18 protein-coding genes are annotated in these 20,066 nt (G+C 66.7%); 12 read left to right on the plus strand and 6 right to left on the minus strand.

Translation table 11 applies throughout. The annotated features are described in order from the left end of the window. Positions 1 to 138: 138 nt before the first annotated feature. Entirely contained in the window at positions 139 to 975 is an 837-nt protein-coding gene (locus EAX62_RS16805) for a hypothetical protein (RefSeq protein ID WP_199711049.1), read from the plus strand. After that, positions 972 to 2,729 (plus strand): glycosyltransferase family protein, encoded by a 1,758-nt coding sequence (locus EAX62_RS00730; RefSeq protein ID WP_121899777.1) that lies wholly within the window; start codon positions 972 to 974, stop codon positions 2,727 to 2,729. Before EAX62_RS16805 ends, EAX62_RS00730 begins: the two co-directional genes overlap by 4 nt. Here the strand turns inward: EAX62_RS00730 and EAX62_RS00735 are convergent. Beyond that, positions 2,656 to 4,257: a glycosyltransferase family 2 protein gene (locus EAX62_RS00735; protein WP_158600428.1), complete on the minus strand. Its 1,602-nt coding sequence runs from the start codon at positions 4,255 to 4,257 to the stop codon at positions 2,656 to 2,658. The genes EAX62_RS00730 and EAX62_RS00735 overlap by 74 nt on opposite strands. After that, positions 4,254 to 4,949: a hypothetical protein gene (locus EAX62_RS00740; RefSeq protein WP_121899779.1), complete on the minus strand. Its 696-nt coding sequence runs from the start codon at positions 4,947 to 4,949 to the stop codon at positions 4,254 to 4,256. Before EAX62_RS00740 ends, EAX62_RS00735 begins: the two co-directional genes overlap by 4 nt. A 157-nt stretch (positions 4,950 to 5,106) precedes the next feature. On the opposite strand from EAX62_RS00740, the gene wecC reads away from it, so the two are divergent. The 4 genes from wecC to EAX62_RS00760 all read left to right on the plus strand — a co-directional run bounded on the left by wecC (position 5,107) and on the right by EAX62_RS00760 (position 10,727). Further along, positions 5,107 to 6,333: a UDP-N-acetyl-D-mannosamine dehydrogenase gene (gene wecC, locus EAX62_RS00745; protein WP_121899780.1), complete on the plus strand. Its 1,227-nt coding sequence runs from the start codon at positions 5,107 to 5,109 to the stop codon at positions 6,331 to 6,333. Between the two features lie 14 nt (positions 6,334 to 6,347). Next, on the plus strand, positions 6,348 to 8,435 hold the full coding sequence (locus tag EAX62_RS00750; protein ID WP_121899781.1) for a glycosyltransferase: 2,088 nt from the start codon (positions 6,348 to 6,350) through the stop codon (positions 8,433 to 8,435). Continuing rightward, a complete protein-coding gene (locus EAX62_RS00755) occupies positions 8,432 to 9,562 on the plus strand; it encodes an O-methyltransferase (RefSeq protein WP_121899782.1) in 1,131 nt (376 codons plus the stop codon). The genes EAX62_RS00750 and EAX62_RS00755 overlap by 4 nt, the downstream gene beginning before the upstream one ends. 91 nt (positions 9,563 to 9,653) lie before the next feature. Beyond that, a complete protein-coding gene (locus EAX62_RS00760; RefSeq protein ID WP_121899783.1) occupies positions 9,654 to 10,727 on the plus strand; it encodes a hypothetical protein in 1,074 nt (357 codons plus the stop codon). A 34-nt stretch (positions 10,728 to 10,761) separates the two neighbouring features. Here EAX62_RS00760 and wecB read toward each other — a convergent pair whose 3' ends face one another. Next, positions 10,762 to 11,913, minus strand: coding sequence for a non-hydrolyzing UDP-N-acetylglucosamine 2-epimerase (wecB, locus tag EAX62_RS00765; RefSeq protein ID WP_121899784.1), 1,152 nt, complete (start codon positions 11,911 to 11,913; stop codon positions 10,762 to 10,764). Positions 11,914 to 12,099: 186 nt separating this feature from the next. Between wecB and EAX62_RS00770 the strand changes: the two genes are divergently transcribed. The 5 genes from EAX62_RS00770 to EAX62_RS00790 all read left to right on the plus strand — a co-directional run bounded on the left by EAX62_RS00770 (position 12,100) and on the right by EAX62_RS00790 (position 15,850). Then, complete coding sequence (locus EAX62_RS00770; RefSeq protein WP_121899785.1) at positions 12,100 to 12,396, plus strand: hypothetical protein; 297 nt, start codon at positions 12,100 to 12,102, stop codon at positions 12,394 to 12,396. 3 nt (positions 12,397 to 12,399) lie between these two features. Continuing rightward, positions 12,400 to 14,049, plus strand: coding sequence for a PGAP1-like alpha/beta domain-containing protein (locus EAX62_RS00775; protein WP_121899786.1), 1,650 nt, complete (start codon positions 12,400 to 12,402; stop codon positions 14,047 to 14,049). Further along, positions 14,042 to 14,398 (plus strand): hypothetical protein, encoded by a 357-nt coding sequence (locus EAX62_RS00780; protein WP_147453958.1) that lies wholly within the window; start codon positions 14,042 to 14,044, stop codon positions 14,396 to 14,398. The genes EAX62_RS00775 and EAX62_RS00780 overlap by 8 nt, the downstream gene beginning before the upstream one ends. An 11-nt stretch (positions 14,399 to 14,409) precedes the next feature. Then, positions 14,410 to 15,093, plus strand: coding sequence for a hypothetical protein (locus tag EAX62_RS00785; protein WP_147453959.1), 684 nt, complete (start codon positions 14,410 to 14,412; stop codon positions 15,091 to 15,093). A 238-nt stretch (positions 15,094 to 15,331) separates the two neighbouring features. Next, positions 15,332 to 15,850 (plus strand): ferritin, encoded by a 519-nt coding sequence (locus EAX62_RS00790; protein ID WP_121899789.1) that lies wholly within the window; start codon positions 15,332 to 15,334, stop codon positions 15,848 to 15,850. Between the two features lie 67 nt (positions 15,851 to 15,917). Here EAX62_RS00790 and EAX62_RS00795 read toward each other — a convergent pair whose 3' ends face one another. Beyond that, positions 15,918 to 16,922 (minus strand): aldo/keto reductase family protein, encoded by a 1,005-nt coding sequence (locus EAX62_RS00795; protein ID WP_121899790.1) that lies wholly within the window; start codon positions 16,920 to 16,922, stop codon positions 15,918 to 15,920. Positions 16,923 to 17,310: 388 nt separating this feature from the next. On the opposite strand from EAX62_RS00795, the gene EAX62_RS00800 reads away from it, so the two are divergent. After that, positions 17,311 to 17,826 (plus strand): WhiB family transcriptional regulator, encoded by a 516-nt coding sequence (locus tag EAX62_RS00800; RefSeq protein WP_158600429.1) that lies wholly within the window; start codon positions 17,311 to 17,313, stop codon positions 17,824 to 17,826. 72 nt (positions 17,827 to 17,898) lie between these two features. On the opposite strand, the gene EAX62_RS00805 is transcribed toward EAX62_RS00800, so the two are convergent. Together EAX62_RS00805 and serS are read right to left on the minus strand one after the other, a co-directional pair. Then, positions 17,899 to 18,729, minus strand: coding sequence for an HAD family hydrolase (locus EAX62_RS00805; protein WP_121899792.1), 831 nt, complete (start codon positions 18,727 to 18,729; stop codon positions 17,899 to 17,901). Continuing rightward, complete coding sequence (gene serS / locus EAX62_RS00810; RefSeq protein ID WP_121900920.1) at positions 18,726 to 20,000, minus strand: serine--tRNA ligase; 1,275 nt, start codon at positions 19,998 to 20,000, stop codon at positions 18,726 to 18,728. Before serS ends, EAX62_RS00805 begins: the two co-directional genes overlap by 4 nt. Positions 20,001 to 20,066: the final 66 nt, after the last annotated feature.

A 20,066-nucleotide genomic window follows, 5' to 3' on the forward strand; every position in this document is an offset into this window, starting at 1 on the left:
CGCACTTCGCGTGGTCGTGGACGCCATCAGCGGACCCCTCCGTCAAGATCCTCGACGCCGCGGTGGGCGCTACGGTGTCCGGGTACCGGTCGTCCCGCCCCAGCCGGATCAGGCGACCCCCATCAACTGGAGCTTTCGATGCCAACGCCCAGACGACTCACAACTGCACTGGCGCAACGCCTGACACCCGTGGTTGCCCTCGCCATCGTCGTGTTCGGCGTGGCAGCCATCCTCGCGGCCGCACAGCTGTTCCTCCTCACCCTGCCCTTGATGGGCCTGGCGGCACTGCTCACGGGGAGCGGATTCATCCTGTTGACGTGGAAGCTCCAGAGCATCGGGGTGACGACCAAGGCCCTGCAACGCAGGATGGATGTGCTGGCGACCAGCGCGCAGCCTCCACCGCCGCTGCCCCCTTCTTCGTCATCGTCTCCCCCCACTCCCGAGGCACCCGAGCCGCCTGCAGTGGCGAGCCCCTCCCCCGCACCGGAGCCTCCCCGGGGGGACGCGACGGCGCACCATCTTGTCCGCCTCATCCACGGTGGAGGTTCTGCCGAGGCCCCACTGCGTCGGCGGATCGCCCTGGTGGGCTCGACCGCACTGCGCGACCGCCTCACCGCTCATGGATCCGTCATCCCGCTGCACCCCCGCATGAGTGTTGCGGAGCTCGAGCAGGCCACCCCGGACACGCTCGTCGTGGAGGAGGACGCCATCGACTCAGGTCCCTGGATCGGCGCCCTGGACCCCCAGGGCGCAGAGCTCCTCGCGGAACTGCGCACGGCCGTGGAGTGGATGCGACGCAACGACGGCGCCGTGGTCGTCCTCCCCGCATCTGGTGCCCGGAAGGCAGGGGCGCAGTCTCTGCGTACCGACACCGTCGTGCTGGACGAGGCGACGATGGCTGCTCAACGCGTCGACGCGCCACCGTCGCTGCTGTCAGCGCTGGCAGCGCACCGTCACGGGCAGCCGACAGCATGACGGGGCGACAGGTAGTCCTGTACGGCGACGTCAATCTCAATGTCCTGGATGGTTCCGCGACGTGGCTGGTGTCACTGGCCGAGACGCTGACCCTCACCGACTCCACCCTCCATGTGGTTCTCAAGGCGCACGTGACCACGGACCGGCTCCTCACCCGCATTGCGGACCACCCCCGGGTGGTGATCCACCCACCCATCACGAAACCGGGGTACAGCGTCATGTCCCAGGCAGAGGCGGTCACGCGGCTCGAAGGGGTGGTGCAGGACGTGGGGGCCGGCATCCTCATCGTGCGCGGCAGGGAGATGGCCGCCGCGGCAGGATCCTCCGAGGTCCTCTCCCCGCGCCTGTGGAGCTACGTGACCGACCTCACGTTCCCCGCCACCACGATGCCGCCGGAACAACTGGCGCAGCTGCGCGACATCGCAACACGTTCCCATCGGTTCTTTGCCCAAACGGAGGAGACGCGGGCCTACCTCGAGGCGATCGTTCCCGAGGCTGCCGGGAAGTGCCTCCTCATGACACCGACGATCCCCGACGAGTTCTTCGTCCCCCTGGAGGAGTCGATGGGCGACCGACCGCTGCAGCTGGTCTATTCCGGGAAACTGCATCCCGACTGGAAGACCCTGCAGAGCATGGAGCTCCCGGCACGACTGGCAGCCGTCGGGTGTCCGGCGACGCTGACCATCCTCGGCGACAAGGTGTACTCACCGGAGCCTCTCTGGATCTCCAGTATGCAGAGCGCCCTGGAGGCACCACCGCCGCGGGTGACCTGGGCCGGAGGGGTTCCACGGGAGGAGGCCCTCCGTGTCATCGCAGAGAAGGATCTGGGCCTGAGCTGGCGATCATCGGACCTCGATTCGAGCCTGGAGATCTCCACGAAGATGCTGGAGTACGCCGCCTCGGGAACACCTCCCATCCTGAACCGCACGCCCGCCCACGAGGCGCTCTTCGGGAAGGACTACCCGCTCTTCGTCGACGAGACAATCGAGTCCGTGATCCAGGTGGTGTCGCGCTGCCGCCCACTCCTGCCGGCGACGCGTGTGGCGGCGCAGGAGGCCGTCCGTCCCTACGCGAGCAGCGTCACGGCGCAACGTCTGGAGGCATACTTCCGCCGCAGTGAGTCGGGCCCCGACGTGGACCCGCTCGCGACTGGGGTCGTGGACGCGGAGCGTGCCACCCAGGGTTCGGCGCCTGCCCCGCTTGGCGTGGACGTGCCCGATTTCGACCGCCCCAAGCATCCCGGCTCCGGGCACGCGATCGCCATGATGGGCTTCGTGCCGTACGCCACCCGCCCGGACCTGGCGCTGGACCTTCTGGAGGCGTTGATCGTGCAGGATCCGGGGTTCAGACTCCACATCATGGGGCCACAGCCGTGGGACTGCCCCCCGGTGTGGCGGCAGTGGGAGGAGCGTGAGCTCTACCTCACGTTCTTCGACAGGATCGGCTCCACTCCGGGACTGTTGGACCACGTGGTGTTCGAGCCACCCCGCCGGGACACCGCCAACTGGCTTCGCAGTATCGGCTGGGTGATGTTCCCCCCAGACGTCGTCGCCCCCGCGTCGGTGCTCGCGCAGGTGGAGGCCTCCGGCGCCACTGCCCTGCTTTTCCCACCACCCGATGATGCCGCCCTTGTGGGGGACGAACCCCTGCACACCACGATCGAGGCCATGGCGGAGTTCATCATGGAGCAGGGGAAGGATAACCCTGCCAGCGAGGCGTTCGGGCCGTCGACTTGGCCATCACCAGCTCCGTGAGCCCACTGTCACCCCAGGCTGCCAGCATCTCGTCGCGGATATGGGGGGTGGGGAACACCACTTCATCAGCCACGATCACGGTGACCGCCTCAATGAGCGCGAACGTGGTGGGGATGCGCAGCGCCTCAAAACCCCTCGCGTCAATGGCAGCCCGAAATGTGGCAGTCACGTCGTCCCACACGATCGGTGACGGCCGTTTTGCACCCTCGGGGGTTGTCCGCAGGGAATGGGAGAACTCCGCCGTCCACACGATGGGCCAGTGGTCCAGCTTGAACAGGGCGCCGGCTGCGTGGGAACTTGCCCACGGAGCGCGCGAGTACAGCGATCTGTAGGGCTTGCGCCCATGTCGTCGTGCGGCCGTGCGGGCCGCGGACAGCGCAAAAGCGGTGACACACTCCGAGACGTCCTCGCCCCACGGGACCGCCAACCCGGTGTGGGTGTCCAGGACATCGGCCACGAGAACCAGAGCGTGAGGATTCTGCGGATGGGGGCCCGGCGGGACCGCGGAGATGACATCCACCACCGCACCCCGAGCCACCAGCGTTTCCAGTTCCCCCGCAGCGTCGGCGTCCGTCTGCAACCCGAAGGTGGGCAGAAAAGCCAGCTCCTCGGCCTGCCCCTTGTTGAAGAGACCTCGGGGGAAACGTTGGATGTTGGCCCGGTTCACCGCGGCCATCACACGGGCGCGGCCTTCGGGGTTCCCATCCAGCCAGCGGACGAGTGAGTTGGCCTGGGACCGGATCATCAACATCCGGCTGTCATCCGCGACGCTTCCGACGGGCAGGTCGAGGCCGTCAAGCCGCTGGATGCACGCCAACCGTTGGGTCACCAGGAAATCAAAGGAGGTGTTCTGGCGGGAGATGGATCCGGCGCGCACGCGACGCACGTAGTGGGCGTCGTCCCCGTAGGTGAAGGCAACCAACAGCTCATGGGCCAGTAGGTGGGAGAAGTAGACCAGGTCCTCACCGCTGCGCAGATCCTCGTCATAGCGAATCTGCACCGCGACGTCACGCGGCAGGATCTTGCAGGCATTGAACATCAGTATCCAGTGCTGTGTGGCCAGTGGGACCACCTGGGCGTCTGCCGCCCGGGTCTGGGTGCCGTAGGGGCTGGGCCGGAGCTCGTCGGTGTCCATCAGTTGGTCGATCAGGGGGAGGACGACGACGCGGTCGACGCCTGCAGCAGCAAGTCCGAGTTCCAGGAAGCGCGGCTGCAGCCAGTCGTCGTCGTCGACGAAGGTCACGTACCGTCCGCTGCTGATGGCCAGACCGATGTTGCGCGCGTGGCTGGCACCGGTGCGGTCAGAGAACTCGACGCGCAGTCGCAGCCCCGGGTGTCTCTCGGCCATGCCTTCCAGCGCTTCGACATAGCCTTCCCGTGGCCCGTTGACGATCACGACCACCTCGAACATCGTGGCATCCAGCGTCTGCGAGGCGAGGGACGAGAGTGCACCCTCGATCCTCTCGGCCCCCCTGTAGGTGGGGATGATGACGGAGAGCGCCACGGGCGGCAGCGTCACGGGGTTCACGACCGCAGGCGTTTCCGCAGGGCCCAGTACTTCGTCGTGACCCGACCAAGGGTGGAGTTCGAGAGGTTGGCGTAGCGTTTCTGCAGCGCCGCCAACTCCCCCTCCAGGGCTGTGGCGTGGGCAGCCAACTGCTCTTCGCGTTCACCCACGGACTCCCGTGCCTGCTCAAGAGCGTGCGCACCTGCTGCGAGTAGCCTCTCCTCCTGCTCCTGCCACAGCGGCTCCCGCCCCGCCCGTAGCCCCACCAGAAGCGGCTGGAGGCTACTCCCTTCCCCGCCCTGCACCCGCAGACCTGTCACTGACAGTCGCTTCAGTGACGCAACAACATGGACCTCCAGGTCCTGTGGCAACGTTGACCCGGCAATCGCCTCGATCACGGTGGCATGGTCCTGTGTGGTCACGATGAACACAGCGCGGTCAATCCCACCGTTGCCGAGGGCCATGGCCTTGTGGGTGGCCGCGAGCCACACCTCCGGGCGCGTATCAATGATGGCCACGATCGCCGCCATCTCCTCGAGGGATTCCCACGCAGGCAGTGATGCGTGCAGACGCCCGCCTCCCAGGGGGAGCTTTGCGCCCACACCCCGGCTGTGCCACGCGTCCATGAGCACGTCCGCGCCGTCGAACGACGGGGCGTCCGTTCCGAGGGTGGCTGCACACTGGAGGCCACACCTTTTCTCGATTGCTGACATGGGTCTCCGCTGGCCGATGATGACGTCACCGTCGACGCTATCAGTGGTGCTCGTCCCACACGGGGAGCCGGGGGGCGTGCGCTAGTGTGACATCGAGAAGCCGTCCCCCGGGTCGGCGACGGATTGTTGTCAATTGAGGCGATCAGGAGATCACGGAGTGACAAAACCAGACGTGTGCGTGGTGGGCCTCGGCTACATCGGCCTCCCGACAGCCGCAATCTTCGCCCACAAGGGCAAGCAGGTCCACGGTGTCGACGTCAGCCCCAGAACAGTGGCTGCGGTCAACTCGGGGAAGGTGCCGTTCGTCGAACCCGACCTTGGCGGCTTCGTGGAGCGCGCCGTCTCCAACGGCACGCTCACAGCCTCCACCGAGCCCGTCCCGGCGTCCACCTACATCATCGCGGTGCCAACGCCCTTCCACGATGACCACAGTGCCGACCTCAGCTACATCGAGGCCGCCACCCGTGCCGTGTCCCGCCACCTCACTGGCGGCGAGCTCCTCATCCTGGAGTCCACGTCCCCACCCGGCGCCACGCAGCACATGGCGGACGTGGTGGCACAGGAGCGGCCGGACCTGGCCCACGCCGGGATCAAGTTCGCCCACTGCCCTGAGCGGGTCCTGCCCGGCCGTGTCATGGTGGAACTCGTCGAGAACGACCGCATTGTCGGCGGAATCACCCCCGAGGCGGCCGAAGAGGCCCGTGAGCTCTACCGGGTGTTCTGCGAGGGTGAGATCCTCCTGACCGATGCCACCACCGCGGAGATGGCGAAGCTGGTGGAGAACAGCTTCCGCGACGTCAACATCGCGTTCGCCAACGAGCTGTCCATCATTTCCGACAAGCTCGGCATCGACGTGTGGGAGCTCATCGAGCTCGCCAACCACCACCCCCGGGTCAACATCCTGCAGCCCGGCCCCGGCGTGGGCGGCCACTGCATCGCCGTCGACCCGTGGTTCATCGTCGCGGCCGCCCCCGATGAGGCCCGCCTCATCCGGACGGCACGCGAGGTCAACGACAGCAAGCCCCGCTACCTCATGGAGCGCATACGGGCCGCCAGCGAGGGCACGAACGAACCAACGGTCGCCATGCTGGGTCTGGCATTCAAGCCCAACATCGATGACCTGCGCGAGTCCCCGGCACTCCAGATCGTCCACGACTACGCCGAGGCGCATCCGCAGTCGCGCGTCCTTGCCGTGGAGCCGCACGTCGAGGAACTGCCGGCGAAACTGGCGGGGCTGTCCAACGTGCGTCTCACCCCCACCGATGAGGCGATTGACGCGGCGGACGTCGTCGTTGTCCTGGTGGACCACGACGCATTCAAGGCCATCCCCGCGCATCGCGTCGCGGAGAAGCAGGTCGTGGACAGCAAGGGGCTCTGGCGCTGATCGGCAACGACACGATGCCTGAGACTGACTCGCCCTCCCAGGTGGTCGTCTCGGTGGTTGTTCCATGCTTCCGCAGCATCGATTTCCTGCCTGCCTGCATCGCCACTTTCACCGCGCAGACACTGGATCCCGACCTGTTCGAGACCATCTTCGTCTTCAACGGAACCGACGACGGTGGAATGGCACTGGCAGAGGAATTGCTGTCGGCCAGTGGTCTTCACCACCAGATCCTCAAGAGTTCCGTCGGGGCCAGCCCGGCGCGCAACCGTGGATCGCAGCAGGCCAGGGGTTCCTGGATCGTCTTCCACGATGTGGACGACACCTTGTCCCCGCAGTACCTGGAAGCACTGCTGGCGTCCGCCACCTCGCGGACCATCGTGCCGGTCGCAGGCATCGTGGACATCGACGAGTTCGGCAACGAAAAGCCCTCGGAGATCCACGAACAGATACAGGAGCACCGCGGGGTCGTCGACGCTCGAGACCTCCGCCGGGTGCTGACGCTGGCGACACTGAAACTGATCCCGGCCGAGGTGGTGCACCGACACCCCTTCAACGAGCAACTCGACAGCGGCGAGGACGTCGCTCTGTTCGCCGACATGGCAGATGCCGAAGGGTTGAGCTTCGACACCACTCCGGCGCACGAGGGTGCCATGTATCGCCGCCTGGTCCGGGCGGGTTCCGTGGGCCGCCAAGGCATGACATTCGACTTCAAGGTCCGTCAACGACTCGATGTGATCGAGGTGCTCGAACAGCAGATCGAGCGGGGCGGGCCCCTGAAGGACCTCATCGCATCCTTCGTCATCTCCCAGGCCAGTTTCATCTCCCGTTACCTGGATGCCCATCCGGAGCAACAGGAAACGGTGGTGGCGGCGATCAAGGAAAGGGATCTGCACAATTTTCCGTGGTACGTGCTGCGGTTGCGAAGCCAGCGGTTGATCGTCTCGTACAACTTCGCCCCCTTCTCCGACCCGTCTTCCGTCGTCGCACTGAAGCGAGCCGTGGTGTCCGGGAAGAAGTGGAACGTCATCTCCGCCGACATGTCCAGCGTTCGTTCCACGGACCGCACGTTGGCGCGGCTCGCACGCGACGCCGTCGCCGAGCACACCATGGTGGATGGGCCGGCCGTCTGGTCGCAATGGTCGGGTATGGAGGACTTCATGGAGCGCGGGTGGACCGCGCTCGAGGAGCTCGAGGTGGTGCATGGCCGCCAGCGGGAAGTTCACAGCCGCGCCATGTGGCCCGCCTCCCACTACCTGGGGGCACTCATCAAGGCACGTCGCGGCGCTGAGGTGCACTGGGCGGCCGAATTTTCCGACCCCCTCAGCACCGACGTCAAGGGCAACTTCAGGCCGGGCGTCGTCACCCCCTCCCCCCTCCTCGCCGAACTTGAGGATGCACTGCGTGCTGTGGGCGTGGAGCCTCCGGGGACCGACTCCCTTTTCGTCTGGGCCGAAACAGTGGCGTACGGGTTGGCGGATCAGATCATGTTCACGAATCCTCACCAGATGACTGCCATGCTGGAGCGTGTGACCGACCGCACGCTCCGGGAACGGATCCTTGACAGGGCCGTGGTGTCCCCGCAGCCGACCCTCCCCGAGGCCTGGTACGACCTCGGGCGCGGACCGACCACACTCACACCCGGCGTCTTCCACATCGGGTACTTCGGTTCGTTCTACCCCACGCGTGGCATGGGCGACGTCTTCAAGGCTCTGGCTGAACTCCCCGCCGAGAAGGCCGCCCGCATCAAACTTCATCTCTTCACGGCGTCAACGCCCCAACTGGCGGAGGAAATCGCCAGGAATCCGCGGCGCTCCTCCATCATCGTCTACAACTCGCTGCCCTACCTTGACTTCCTCAGGGCTACACGGGAGTTCGATCTGCTGTTCCTCAACGATGCGGAAACGCGGTCCGTGGGCAAGAGGGTCAATCCCTACCTGCCCTCCAAGCTCAGCGATTACCTTGGCAGCGGGAGCCCCATCTGGGCAATGGCGGAACCCGGCAGCATGCTCTCCCGGTCACCCGTGCACCACATCACCCGGCTCGGGGACGTGCCGGCAGCGGTGGCTCTTCTCAACCAACTCGTTCCCGGGGGGATACGTTGAACAGGACCAAGCTTCTCTACCGTCTGGCGCTTGCCGGCTCAGCCCTGCTCCTTCTAGCGGCAGCGGTGTTGGCCGTGGTTCCGGACGGAGTCCCCTTTCAGGTCTTCGCCCTGTCGCTGGGCATCCTCGGGGCACTGCTCACGGGCCACCTCCGGATGCGCCTGACCTCGACGGGACAGCGCGCGACTGCTGCTGCCCTCCGGACGCTGGTGTCGCGCAGCGAGCAACTGGTGCTACTGGAGAAGGCAGTGAAGGATGTTTCCGCCTCGGCGAGGGGGGCCGACGAAACAATCCTGCTCGCGTTGGGCGACACGCAGGCTTCCATCGCGGCGAGTGAGAGTTTCCTGCTGGCCGAGCTGAGCACGCTTCGGCAGCGCATCACGTCGACGGCCACGTCCGGCTCGGCGGAGCTGCTGGCGCACGAGAAAGCGGTCACCACCCGCCACGCATGGGTTCAAGGACAGTTTCAGCAGCTGCGAACCCAGCTCGAACACCTTCCCTCGGACGCCGGGGAGTACAGCACGCTGCGCCGCCTCCTGGTGCCTGACCACGTCGCCCTCCCACAACTGGGCGGCTGGGCCATCTCCAGCTCAACGGTCGACTCACTGGTGCACAAGGCACTGGCCGAGGACGGTCCGCGCACCATCGTCGAACTGGGATCCGGGGCATCCACCATCTGGTTGGCGTACGCGCTGCGGAGCCGCGGCACCGGAGGTCACATCCACTCCCTGGACCATCTGGAGGAGTACGGGTCGAAGACCAGGGCACTTCTGGAGGCCTACGGCCTCACTGAGTTCGCCACGGTCCACATAGCCCCACTGGTCCCCGTCGACATACGGGGCAGGACGTTCAACTGGTACGACACGTCTGCGCTTGGCTCGGAGGCCAGGATCGACATGCTCCTCGTGGACGGCCCCCCGGCAGGCAACACGGAGAACAACAGGTACCCGGCGCTTCCCCAACTGGCACCCATGCTGGCCGATGGTGCCTTCGTGTACCTCGACGACACCATCCGCAGCGACGAGAAGCACGTGATCGAGCTGTGGTTGTCAGAGTTTCCCGAACTGGCGCAGGAAGCCCTGCTCCCCAAGTCAACGATCCTTCGATGGAGTACCGGACATCACTGACATCACGACGCGCCGCGCCGCGGAAATCACCTTCCACGAACTCGAGATCGGACCCCGGCGCGTTGACGTGCAAGCACGGGAAGCAGGAACCGTGCACGACCTCTGGTTCGAAACGAGCCATGACGTGGGGATCACGTCAACATCCATGGCTGTCGCGCTGTCCACGCTGTGCGGCCGGGCATTCGACAAGGTCCACTTCAACTTTCCGGTGTCGCAAGGCGTCATCACACCCATCACACAACTGACTCAGGCAGAGGTCAGTGCCACCCCCACACAATCCTCGGATCCAAGCGGCGCGCGACGCGGCAACCTGCTGAGCTTCAGCGGAGGATTCGACTCACTGGCCGCTCGCGCACTGATGCCCTCGGACACCAAGCTGGTGTCGATGGATTTCGGAGGGCGGTTCTCCCGGGAGCGGGACTTCTTCGACCGCTTCGACACCCTGCGCGTTTCGAGCAACCTTCTGTCGAGCCCGCTGCGGAGGAACTCCTGGTCGTTCATGGGCATCGGAGCCATCCTGGCCTCCGACTTCCACCATTGCGAGTACCACACCTTCGGGGGGATTCTGGAAGCCGGGGTGGACAACATGCGGGTCAAGCCGGCTGCTGCGGCCGCGGGCACGTTCCCACCTTTCCGCGCTGCCGGCTACACCAACGCCCCGTACGTTCTCGGGCTCACAGAAGTGGGCACACTGATCGTGTTGCTGCAGACCAACCCGGAGCTCGTTGCCCCGTCCCTGTCATCCCTGGCAAGCCCCGGTGAGGAGAAGCTGTATCGCAAAGCGGTACTGACCCGGTTGGTGGCGGACACGCTGAACATCACCGTGGACTTCGATGACATCGCGCCCCCTGCCGAACCCCACTTCCGCTTCGGCCAGAACTTCGCCCTGGACCTCCTGTCCCTCTACGTCGTCTCCCGGCGCGGGGATGTGGCCGGACTTCGCCTTGTGAGTGACATGCCCCCGTCGGTGACGGAGGCAGCCAAGGGACTCGACATGGCGTTCATGGAGCGGGCCAACCCGACGCTGTACGAGCACTTCCCCCAGCCCCTCCTGGGTGGTCTGTACAGGAGGCTTGGCGAGTGTGGCATCCGGTGGTACACGGAGCGCGACTGGACGTCATTCCGCACGGTCCGTGAACTCCTCGCCCCGTACCACCGCATCTGAGCCACACGTCCCAGCCCTCTGGAACGTGGAGCGATCAGTTCCCCTGGACGTCGAACTCCGGCATCCGTTTGCCAACGTTGAGGAGTTCCGCGATCGCCGCGGCACTGCGCTCACCGGCAAGGCCATCACCATACGGATTCACCGCGGTCGACATCGCCTTGTACACAGCAGGATCATCCAGCAACACATCCACCTCCGCCACGATCCGCTCCGTCGTCGTACCGATCAGCTTCACCGTCCCCGCATCCACAGCCTCCGGGCGCTCCGTGTTGTCCCGCAACACCAACACCGGCTTCCCCAGACTCGGCGCCTCCTCCTGGACACCACCCGAATCCGTCAGGATCAGGTACGCCAACTTCTGCACGTGCACGAACTCCGCATAATCCAGGGGCTCACACACCAAAATATTGTCGTGATCCGCGAACAACGGCAGGATCTCCTCGCGCACCTTCGGATTCTTGTGCGCCGGGAACACAAACACCGTGTCCGGACGCGCCGCAGCAAGCTGCGCCACCGCCCGACCAATCCGGCGCATCGGCTCCCCCAAATTCTCACGGCGATGCGTCGTCAACAACACGATCCGACGCTCCTCCCCCGCCAGTGCGGCGATCCGGGGATCCGTGAACGTGACCACCTGCTCAGCAGTCCAGTGCAACGCATCAATCACCGTGTTGCCCACCACACTGACGATCGCCGGATCAATACCCTCACGCAACAAGTTGTCCCGCGACAACGTCGTCGGCGCCAGATGCAACGCCGTCACCTGACCCGCGAGCTTCCGGTTCGCCTCCTCCGGGAACGGCGAATGAATATCACCCGAGCGCAACCCCGCCTCCAGGTGCACCACCGGAATGTTGTGATAAAAACACGCGATCGCAGCAATGGCCACCGTCGTCGTGTCCCCCTGCACCACCACCGCATCCGGGCGACGCTCCGTCAACACCTTCGGCAACTCCTGCAGGATCCGTGCCGCCAACTCCGTCAACGTGGCACCCGGATGGAACACCTTCAGATCCAGATCCGGCGTGATCCCGAACCACTGGTTGACCTGATCCATCATCTCCCTGTGCTGACCAGTACTCACCACGATCGGGTTCAGCACCGACGACGCCTCCAGCGCACGGATCAACGGCGCCATCTTCACCGCTTCGGGACGTGTGCCATAAACGACCATGACCTGCTTCATGCGGCTCTCCTTCGTGGACTACGTCCAATCACCCTATCCATGCGCGCCCGCTGCCGTGGCGAGGGCTGGCCGGGCGCCGCCAATGGGCGAGTCCCTGCTCACAGCTCCCGCAGGGACCAGCCGGGACCCACTGCTCGTGTTCGGCGCTGCTCGCGGCCTGACCCGCGTCCGCCCTAGGGTCTGGCCATGGACTACACCGTGCAGATCGGACGGCTGGAGCACCACGGGCGCGACGTTGCGGCCGTCGGCGCCGATGCCGCCTACACCCTGCACGCTGTGCGCCTCGACGCGGCCGCCACCGCCATGCCGGGTTCGATGTCAGGCGTCGCAGCCGTGGCTCTCCATGGCAGGTTCGCGTCGGCGGCTGGCACGCTGGCCAGCGGGCTGGAGGCGTACGGGTCTTCCACGCATGCCACCGTCGACGGCTACCGGCAGCAGGAGGACAAGGCCGCGGCCGCCATCACCCAGTTCTTCGGGGGCTGAGCCGTGGCTGGTTGGGGTGACGGTCTCCGGTGGGACGCGGCAGCGCTCCATGCCTCCGCGGAGGCACAGCGCGGCCAGGCCGACGCGCTGGCCTCCGCGATACAGCGGTTCAGCAACACGCCCACCGGCACCTGGGAGGGCGTCGCCGCGACCGCTGCGGCGGCGCGGCGCAGCGCACTCGCCGCCCAGGGCGCCCACCTGTCCTCCCTGCTGGCGGACGCGTCGACGGCGTACGCCGACGCGGCATCGGACCTTGAGCCCCTGCGCGGCGACATGGACGCCACCGCCAACAACGCCCTGTCACAGGGTTTCCGGATTTCCGACGGCGGCCACGTGGAGGACCTCGCCGGCGGTTGGAGGATGCTGGATCCCCGCAGGCCCTGGACCCGGATCCGCATCTGGGGTTCCGTGCAGGCCATCGTCTTCCGGCTCACGACGCTCGACGCCCGGTTGGCCGGCCGACTCGCCGTCATGGCCGTGGGCGGCCGGATCAGCGAAGGGGGAACCTCCATGGCCGACGGCGTCCTCTCAGGGGCGCAGTTCCTGGGCGACCGCGTCGACGACGGGCTGGACTGGGGCCGGGGCCGGTGGGAGGACCTGGGCGACCTCGCCGATGTTGCGCGGGACACCGTCGGCGAACACCTGTCCGCCTTCACGGCCGGGGTCGACCGGTTCCTCGACGCGTCGGGGGAACGTCCGAGATGGGTGGACGATCTCCTGCAGCGGGGCGAGATCCCCGAGCTTGCCGAGGTGTTGGCGGTCGGCGGCTACCTGACCGGCCTCGGTGCGGGCGCCATCGCCAACCTCGTCACCGGAGAGGACCAGAAGTTCTTCGACGACGGGCGGCCGTTCGTGGGCGACCCGCAGCACAGGTCGGGCCTGGACAACCGGCGCCTGCACAACCCGTCGGATCTGATGCGCGACATGTCCACGGTGTACTCGACACGCAACGAGGGCCGCGACCGCCCGAGTGTCCAGATCACCCGGGTCGACAATCCCGGGCAGCCGCCGCGCTACATCGTGGCCATCCCCGGCACCACCGAATCCATCGACACGTGGGGCGGCTGGACCGGGCAGCAGGGGGGCACGGACTGGGCGGCCAACCTCAAGGGGGTCGGCTACGGCACCACATCGTCGACTGAGGCCATTCGGGCTGCCATCGACAAGGTGACGGCAGAACATCCCGGCGGCGGGCGCCCCCAGATCATCCTCACGGGCCACTCGCAGGGCGGCATCATTGCCGCCAACATCGCGGCCGATCCCGACTTCTCCTCCCGCTACGACATCGGCGGCATCATGACTGCCGGGTCCCCCATCCAGACCGTCCCCATCCCCCGGGACATCCCCGTGGTCAACTTCTCCAACCAGTACGACCCCGTGCCGAAATCCGACCTGGGGGGTTTCGGCGGCTCGTACGAGCGCCCAGGGGTCTCCGACGTGTCCCTGGACAACGGGCCGGGTGAACTCGGACTTCACGACTGGCACGGCCAGGACACCTATGAGAACAAGATCCGCGACATCATGAGACCCGGCGGATCCGACTGGACGAAGGATGAGGCCCCCGTGCACGACTTCACCACCCACATCGACCGGTTCTACCCCACCGTCGGCGGCACCATCTCCACGTACCAGGTGGAGGTGGGGCGTGAGTAGGCAAAGTCTCGCCGACATGGCTGCGGCGCTCCGCGACACCCTGACGACGCTCGAGGGATGCGAGAGCGTCGAGGCCACCTGTCGTCGCAGCGGGCCCATCAGCGGCGCCCAGTGCGTCGTCACCCTCCACACCACCAGCACCGACCCCGCCTCGAGAGCCCGACTCCTTCGCGCGGCCCTCTCACGGTGCGCTGTCGTGCTGGCATCGTCGGCGCTGCGTGGCCAGCTCTACCTGTACTGCTACGACGGCGACGGGATGCGCCACACTGTCGACGAGGTGGACGACGACCTCGGAGCCGCCATCAGTTTCGACCGCCTCGCCGTCCGGGAAGGACTCCAGCGCTCATGACCCACCACCCCATGACGGGAACCGGAAGTGGGCTGCAGGTCGGGCGCCTCGCCACCCCCGCCTGGCAGGCCGCCGTGGAGCAGCTCGCCCACCGCTGTCCCGAGGGCGCCCCCGAGGAACTGCTTGCAGAGTGGCGGGCCGCGGGGATCATCGACGCCGACCTGACGGTGGTCCCTGACTGGCAGCGTGCACTCGACGCCCAGGATCGCGCCGAGGCGGCCATGACGCTCGTCGCCCGCATGGGTGAGGTGGCATTCCTCACGAACCTCTACCTGTGCCCGGACCTGGGACTGGACGTTGCCGTCACACTGCGCGCCACGGTCGCCGAGGGTGGCCCCGTCAGCCGCATCGACCTCGTGCATCCGCAGGCGGAGGTGGCCACCGCCCCACACGTCCACCTCTGGACGCTTTTGCGACGCGTCCTGCCCCCGCTGGAGGTCTTCCGGGCCGACGCGCCGGGCACGTCCGTTGTCCCCGTCTTCATCACGGATGCGTTGGCCACGGCGGAGTCCGCTGGGGCAAGTGTCTTCGCCTACGGGGTGCACGCGACAACGGGGCGCAGCGAGGAGGCCGTCTGGTATCTCAGCGACGACACACTGCACCGGCTCTCCCCCGCCAGCCAGGAGGTGCTGCGGGTCGACAGCGGCGACGTTGCCTCCGGGCTCATGGCGCTCGTCGGGCGCCTGCTGGGCTGAGCGACGCCGGTTCCCGGCACGCGGCCAGGGTGCCAGGGACGCCCCGGGCATCAACGGAGGTCGGCGACGACGAGCGTGTGCATGTCCAGCATGGCCATCGTGGTCCGGTCCGCCACGGCCTGGTCCGGGTCGTTTGACGGCCCGCATGAGTTCCACGGACACGCCCCGTTGTGCGAACCCCGCAGTCCGCGCTGCCAGCATTGCGGGGCGGAGGGAGGCTCCCGAGTAGGTTGGAGGCATGACCCTCACGGATGAACTTGCACAGGCCTTCAACAACCAGGTGACCATGGAATTCGAGGCCGCCATCGTCTACCGGCAGCTGGCCATCGACATGGATGCCATCGACCTGCCCGGTATCGCAGGCTGGTTCAAAGCCCAGGCGGAGGAGGAACAGGTCCACGCCGAGAAGTTCGTGGTGCACATGCTGGATCGCGGGGCCACCCCCCTGATCCAGCCGCTGACGCCGTCGGGGCAGCACGCCACGTCGGTGCTGACCGCCTTCGAGGCCTCCCTGGCCCACGAGAAGAAGGTGTCGGAGTCGATCCGCGAGATCTACCGCCTCGCGCAGCGAACCGGGGACATTGACTCCCTGCCGCTGCTCAACTGGTTCGTCGACGAGCAGTTGGAGGAGGAGTCCACCGTCTCCGCCATCATCGGCCGGATCAGGATGATCGGCGAGGACGGAAACGGTCTGCTTCGCCTGGATTCCGAGCTGGGCCGTCGCCCCGGTGCGGAGACCGCCATCGGCAGGGCCTGAGCCCCCACCGACCGGCTGGCCCCGGCCGCACACGTGTCAGCGGCCGGGGCCCGTCCGGGCACAGGCGTCAGGTCAGGCGTGCCTTCGGCGACTCCGTGAGGGACGCGTCACTCTCCACGACCCCACCCAGCGCGACGTCAATGGCCTGCATCACGTCCGCCTCCAGCGTGAGCCCGGCGATCTCCGCGCTCGGAGCAATCTGTTCCGGCCTGGACGCCCCGATGATGGCCGTGGCCACGTTGTCATTCTGCAGCACCCACGCGATGGCCAGCTGCGCCATGGTGATGCCGAGGCCCTCGGCGATGGGCTGCAACTTCTGCACCGCGGTCAGGACGTCGTCGCGCATCCAGCGCTCGATCATCTTCTGACCACCCTTCTCGTCCGTGGCACGGCTGCCTTCCGGCACGGGCTGGCCCGGCTTGTACTTGCCGCTCAGCACCCCCTGCGCCATGGGCGACCACACCACCTGGGTCATGCCCAGCTCACGTGAGGCCGGCACCACTTCGCCCTCGATGACCCTCCACAGGGCCGAGTACTGGGGTTGGTTGCTCACCAACTGGAAACCGAGTTCGCTCGCCAGGGCGTGACCCGCCCGAAGCTGCTCGGCGTTCCATTCGCTGACACCGATGTAGAGCGCCTTGCCCTGGCGAACGATGTCGGCGAACGCCTGCATCGTCTCCTCGAGCGGGGTTTCGACGTCGTAGCGGTGCGCCTGGTACAGGTCGACGTAGTCGGTCTGGAGACGCTGCAGGGATCCGTGGATGCTGTCCATGATGTGTTTGCGGGACAGCCCGGTGTCGTTGGGGCCCAGCTTCCCCGTGGGGAAGTACACCTTCGTGAAGATCTCGAGCGACTCGCGGCGGGAACCCTTCAGGGCGTCCCCGAGGACCACCTCCGCGGCCGTGTTGGCGTAGGCGTCGGCAGTGTCGAAGGTGGTGATGCCTGCATCCAGGGCCGCCTTCACACACGCGTTCGCCCTCTCGTTCTCCACCTGCGAGGCATGCGTGAGCCAGTTGCCGTAGGTGATGGCGCTCACCTTGAAACCGGAATTCCCCAGCTTGCGATATTCCATTGTTTGCCTTTCGCGTTCACTCATCGAAGTGGTCGGACCCCAACGTTAGCGCCACCCACCAAGGGGGTGAGGCATTCACCCCTGGGGGTGTGGCGGGAATGCGTTGAACATGTCACTTTTGTCCCACCGTAAACGGCTGTGACCAGCGGCTTCACTGAAGTTTATGTACACCCACGACATAGCGCAGGGGTCAATGAGTACCCGTGCTCAGCGGCATGGGTGATCAGTACACAGAGAAGACGGGTAGGACCCCACACAAAAGGGTCTGTTGCGGGGGCCAGAACTCCGACACTCTTGTTAACAACACTAATAGCCGCCCGGGTCAACGAGGTCCGGGAAGTTCGTGAAGGGGACAAACATGACGGTCAACGAGACGCAGACACCTTGCATGACCTACACCAACGTGTTCCTGCACCCGCTGCTCGACGACGCCCAACCCGCCAGCAAGCAGACCAACCGACGTGAGCAGTCCATGCTCCGGGCCCAGGCCGACAAGCTGTGCGCCAGCTGCCCCCTGCTGGCCCAGTGCCTCACTGACGCCATCACCAAGTTTGACGTCAGCGGTTTCGTGGCCGGCACCACGAAGCGGCAGCGGCAGGAGATTCGCACCCGCCTGGGCGTGGTGATCTCCGAGGACGATTTCGACTCCTACGCAGGGGTCAACTCCGGCCGCCAGTTCGACCGCAACGAGATCCACCGCCTGCGGATGGCCAACCCCAGCGAGCCCCTCAGCGCCATCGCGGCGCGAGTCGGGTGCTCCGTCTCCACGGTGAAGCGCCACCTTCGCCGCATCGAGAGCGAGGGGCTTGCCCCGGCTCCCCGCACAGCCAAGCCGTCCCCGGCCGAGATCATGCGCGCCGCTGTGGATGTCAAGAAGGGTGTGCGCCGCGGCGTCGCCGCCTGACCCCCCACCCCACGAACCACGCAGGGGCACCCGCAGGTCTGACCTGCAGGTGCCCCTTCGTCGTCGGGAACGTCAGAACCAGCGGCCGATCTCCTCCGCGGTGCCACCGTCCTCGAAAGTGCCCGTGACGTGGTCCGCCGCTGCCCGCACATCCTCGGCGGTGCCGCCCATGGCGACACCCCGGCCTGCCCACTGGAGCATCTCGATGTCGTTGTCGCCGTCACCCAGTGCGAGCACGTCCCCGGCTGTCAGCCCCAGGGCATCCACCACCTGCTGCAGGCCGTGCGCCTTGTCAATGCCCCGGGGGGCAATGTCCAGCCATGCGGACCACCCGATGAAGTAGGTCACCTCGTGCAGGCCCAGCGACCGCGCCATCTGGTTGAACACCGCCTCGGAACTGTCCGGGTCCCTGATGACGATGCGCGACACCGGGCGCGAGGCCAGTTCCTCGAGCGACTCAATCACCACCTCGCCGTGCAGTTCGCCGTCGGGGAAGGGACGCGAGACGCGCCACTTCAATCCCTCCTGGACGCCAATGATCGCTTCGGGCGCGGCCTGTGAGACCTTGGCGATGCTGTCGGCCGGGTCGAACCGCTCCTCCGACACCACCTCGAGCGGCGGGTACCTGACAACCATGGCGCCGTTGGCTGTCACGGCCCACCCCGGGGGCAGTTGAAGGTGTTCAAAAATGATGTCGGTGGATGTCCATCCACGCCCGGTGGCCAGCACAACGGGCACACCGGCGGCGACGATGCGGCCGACGGCCTCCCGTACGTCGTCGGGCATCACCCCGTTGCCGTCCACGAGGGTGCCGTCGATGTCCAGCGCCACGAGCCTCGGTGTGAACCCGGTGGGTTCGACGCCGTTGCGAGCGTCCCTGTCCTGCGTCGTGTCCTGCGTCATGCCAGCGGCACCAACGTCTCGCGGCCGCCAAGCCAGGGGCGCAGCGCCTCTGGCACCGAGACGGAACCGTCGGCCTGCTGATGGTTTTCCAGCAACATGATGATGATGCGGGTCATGGCGCACAGCGTGCCGTTGAGGGTGGCGACGGGCTCGGTCCCGGCGTCGCCCCTGTAACGGATCCCCAGGCGGCGTGCCTGGAACTGCGTGCAGTTCGAGGTGGACGTCACCTCCCGGTACCGCTGCTGCGTGGGCAGCCATGCGTAGCAGTCGTACTTGCGGGCGGCCGACAGGCCCAGATCGCCGGCGGCGACGTCGAGGACCTGGAAGGGGATCTCGAGCGCCTGGAGGAACTCCTTCTCGAATCCCAGCAGCCTCTCGTGCCACGCCTCCGCATCCTCGGGGCGGCAGTGGACGAACATCTCCACCTTGTCGAACCAGTGGACCCGGAAGATGCCACGGGTGTCCTTGCCGTAGGACCCCGCCTCCTTCCGGAAGCATGGGCTGTAGGCCACGTACTGCCGCGGCAGGGTCTCGGCGTCGAGGATCTCACCGGAGTGGTAGGCAGCAAGCGCCACCTCGGAGGTGCCGACGAGGTACAGGTCCTCGGCGGGCAGGTGGTACACGTCCTGGGCGGCCTGGCCCAGGAACCCGGTCCCCTCCATGGCTGACGGCTTCACCAGGGCCGGCGGGATCATGGGCGTGAAGCCCCACTCGGTGGCCTTCGTGATGGCGAGGTTCAACAGCGCCAACTCCAGCAGTGCACCAACCCCGGTGAGGACGTAGAAACGGGATCCGGAAATCTTGGCGCCACGCTCCATGTCGATGGCACCGAGCGCCTCGCCCAACTCCAGATGGTCCCGTGGTTCGAATCCCTCGGCGGCGAAGTCGCGGGGGGAACCGATGGTCTCCAGTACCACGCCGTCATCCTCCCCTCCTTCGGGGACGCCGTCGAGCACCAGGTTGCCCACCTGCAGCATGAGCTCGTTGAAGCGGGAGTCGGCCTCGTCGGCGGCAGCCTGGGCAGCCTTCACATCAACGGAGAGTTGCTTGGTCTGGGCCAGCAGGTGGGCCTTCTCGTCGCCACTGGCCTTGGCCACGGACTTCCCGATCGTCTTCTGTTCGGCCCGCAGGCCCTCGAAGGCGGCAATATGGGTGCGGCGGGCGCTGTCCGCGGTCACGAGCTCATCCACGAGGCCCACCGACTCCCCGCGGGCCGCCTGGGAACGACGTATGCGGTCGGGGTCTGTGCGCAGCCACTTCGGATCAATCATGGCCCACAGCCTACTCAGGATCACGGCGCCCAGCCCGGGCCAGCCACCCGGTCCTGACCCGCGGGG

Source organism: Tessaracoccus antarcticus (genome assembly GCF_003688855.1).
Classification (GTDB): Bacteria; Actinomycetota; Actinomycetes; order Propionibacteriales; family Propionibacteriaceae; genus Arachnia; species Arachnia antarctica.

Bases quoted from the DNA above. Each gene is read 5' to 3' on its own strand.
- EAX62_RS16805 (WP_199711049.1), top strand. From the start codon at position 139: ATGCCAACGCCCAGACGACTCACAACTGCACTGGCGCAACGCCTGACA.
- EAX62_RS00730 (WP_121899777.1), top strand. From the start codon at position 972: ATGACGGGGCGACAGGTAGTCCTGTACGGCGACGTCAATCTCAATGTC.
- EAX62_RS00740 (WP_121899779.1), bottom strand. From the start codon at position 4,949: ATGTCAGCAATCGAGAAAAGGTGTGGCCTCCAGTGTGCAGCCACCCTC.
- EAX62_RS00750 (WP_121899781.1), top strand. From the start codon at position 6,348: ATGCCTGAGACTGACTCGCCCTCCCAGGTGGTCGTCTCGGTGGTTGTT.
- wecB (WP_121899784.1), bottom strand. From the start codon at position 11,913: ATGAAGCAGGTCATGGTCGTTTATGGCACACGTCCCGAAGCGGTGAAG.
- EAX62_RS00770 (WP_121899785.1), top strand. From the start codon at position 12,100: ATGGACTACACCGTGCAGATCGGACGGCTGGAGCACCACGGGCGCGAC.
- EAX62_RS00785 (WP_147453959.1), top strand. From the start codon at position 14,410: ATGACGGGAACCGGAAGTGGGCTGCAGGTCGGGCGCCTCGCCACCCCC.
- EAX62_RS00790 (WP_121899789.1), top strand. From the start codon at position 15,332: ATGACCCTCACGGATGAACTTGCACAGGCCTTCAACAACCAGGTGACC.
- EAX62_RS00795 (WP_121899790.1), bottom strand. From the start codon at position 16,922: ATGGAATATCGCAAGCTGGGGAATTCCGGTTTCAAGGTGAGCGCCATC.
- EAX62_RS00800 (WP_158600429.1), top strand. From the start codon at position 17,311: ATGACCTACACCAACGTGTTCCTGCACCCGCTGCTCGACGACGCCCAA.
- EAX62_RS00805 (WP_121899792.1), bottom strand. From the start codon at position 18,729: ATGACGCAGGACACGACGCAGGACAGGGACGCTCGCAACGGCGTCGAA.
- serS (WP_121900920.1), bottom strand. From the start codon at position 20,000: ATGATTGATCCGAAGTGGCTGCGCACAGACCCCGACCGCATACGTCGT.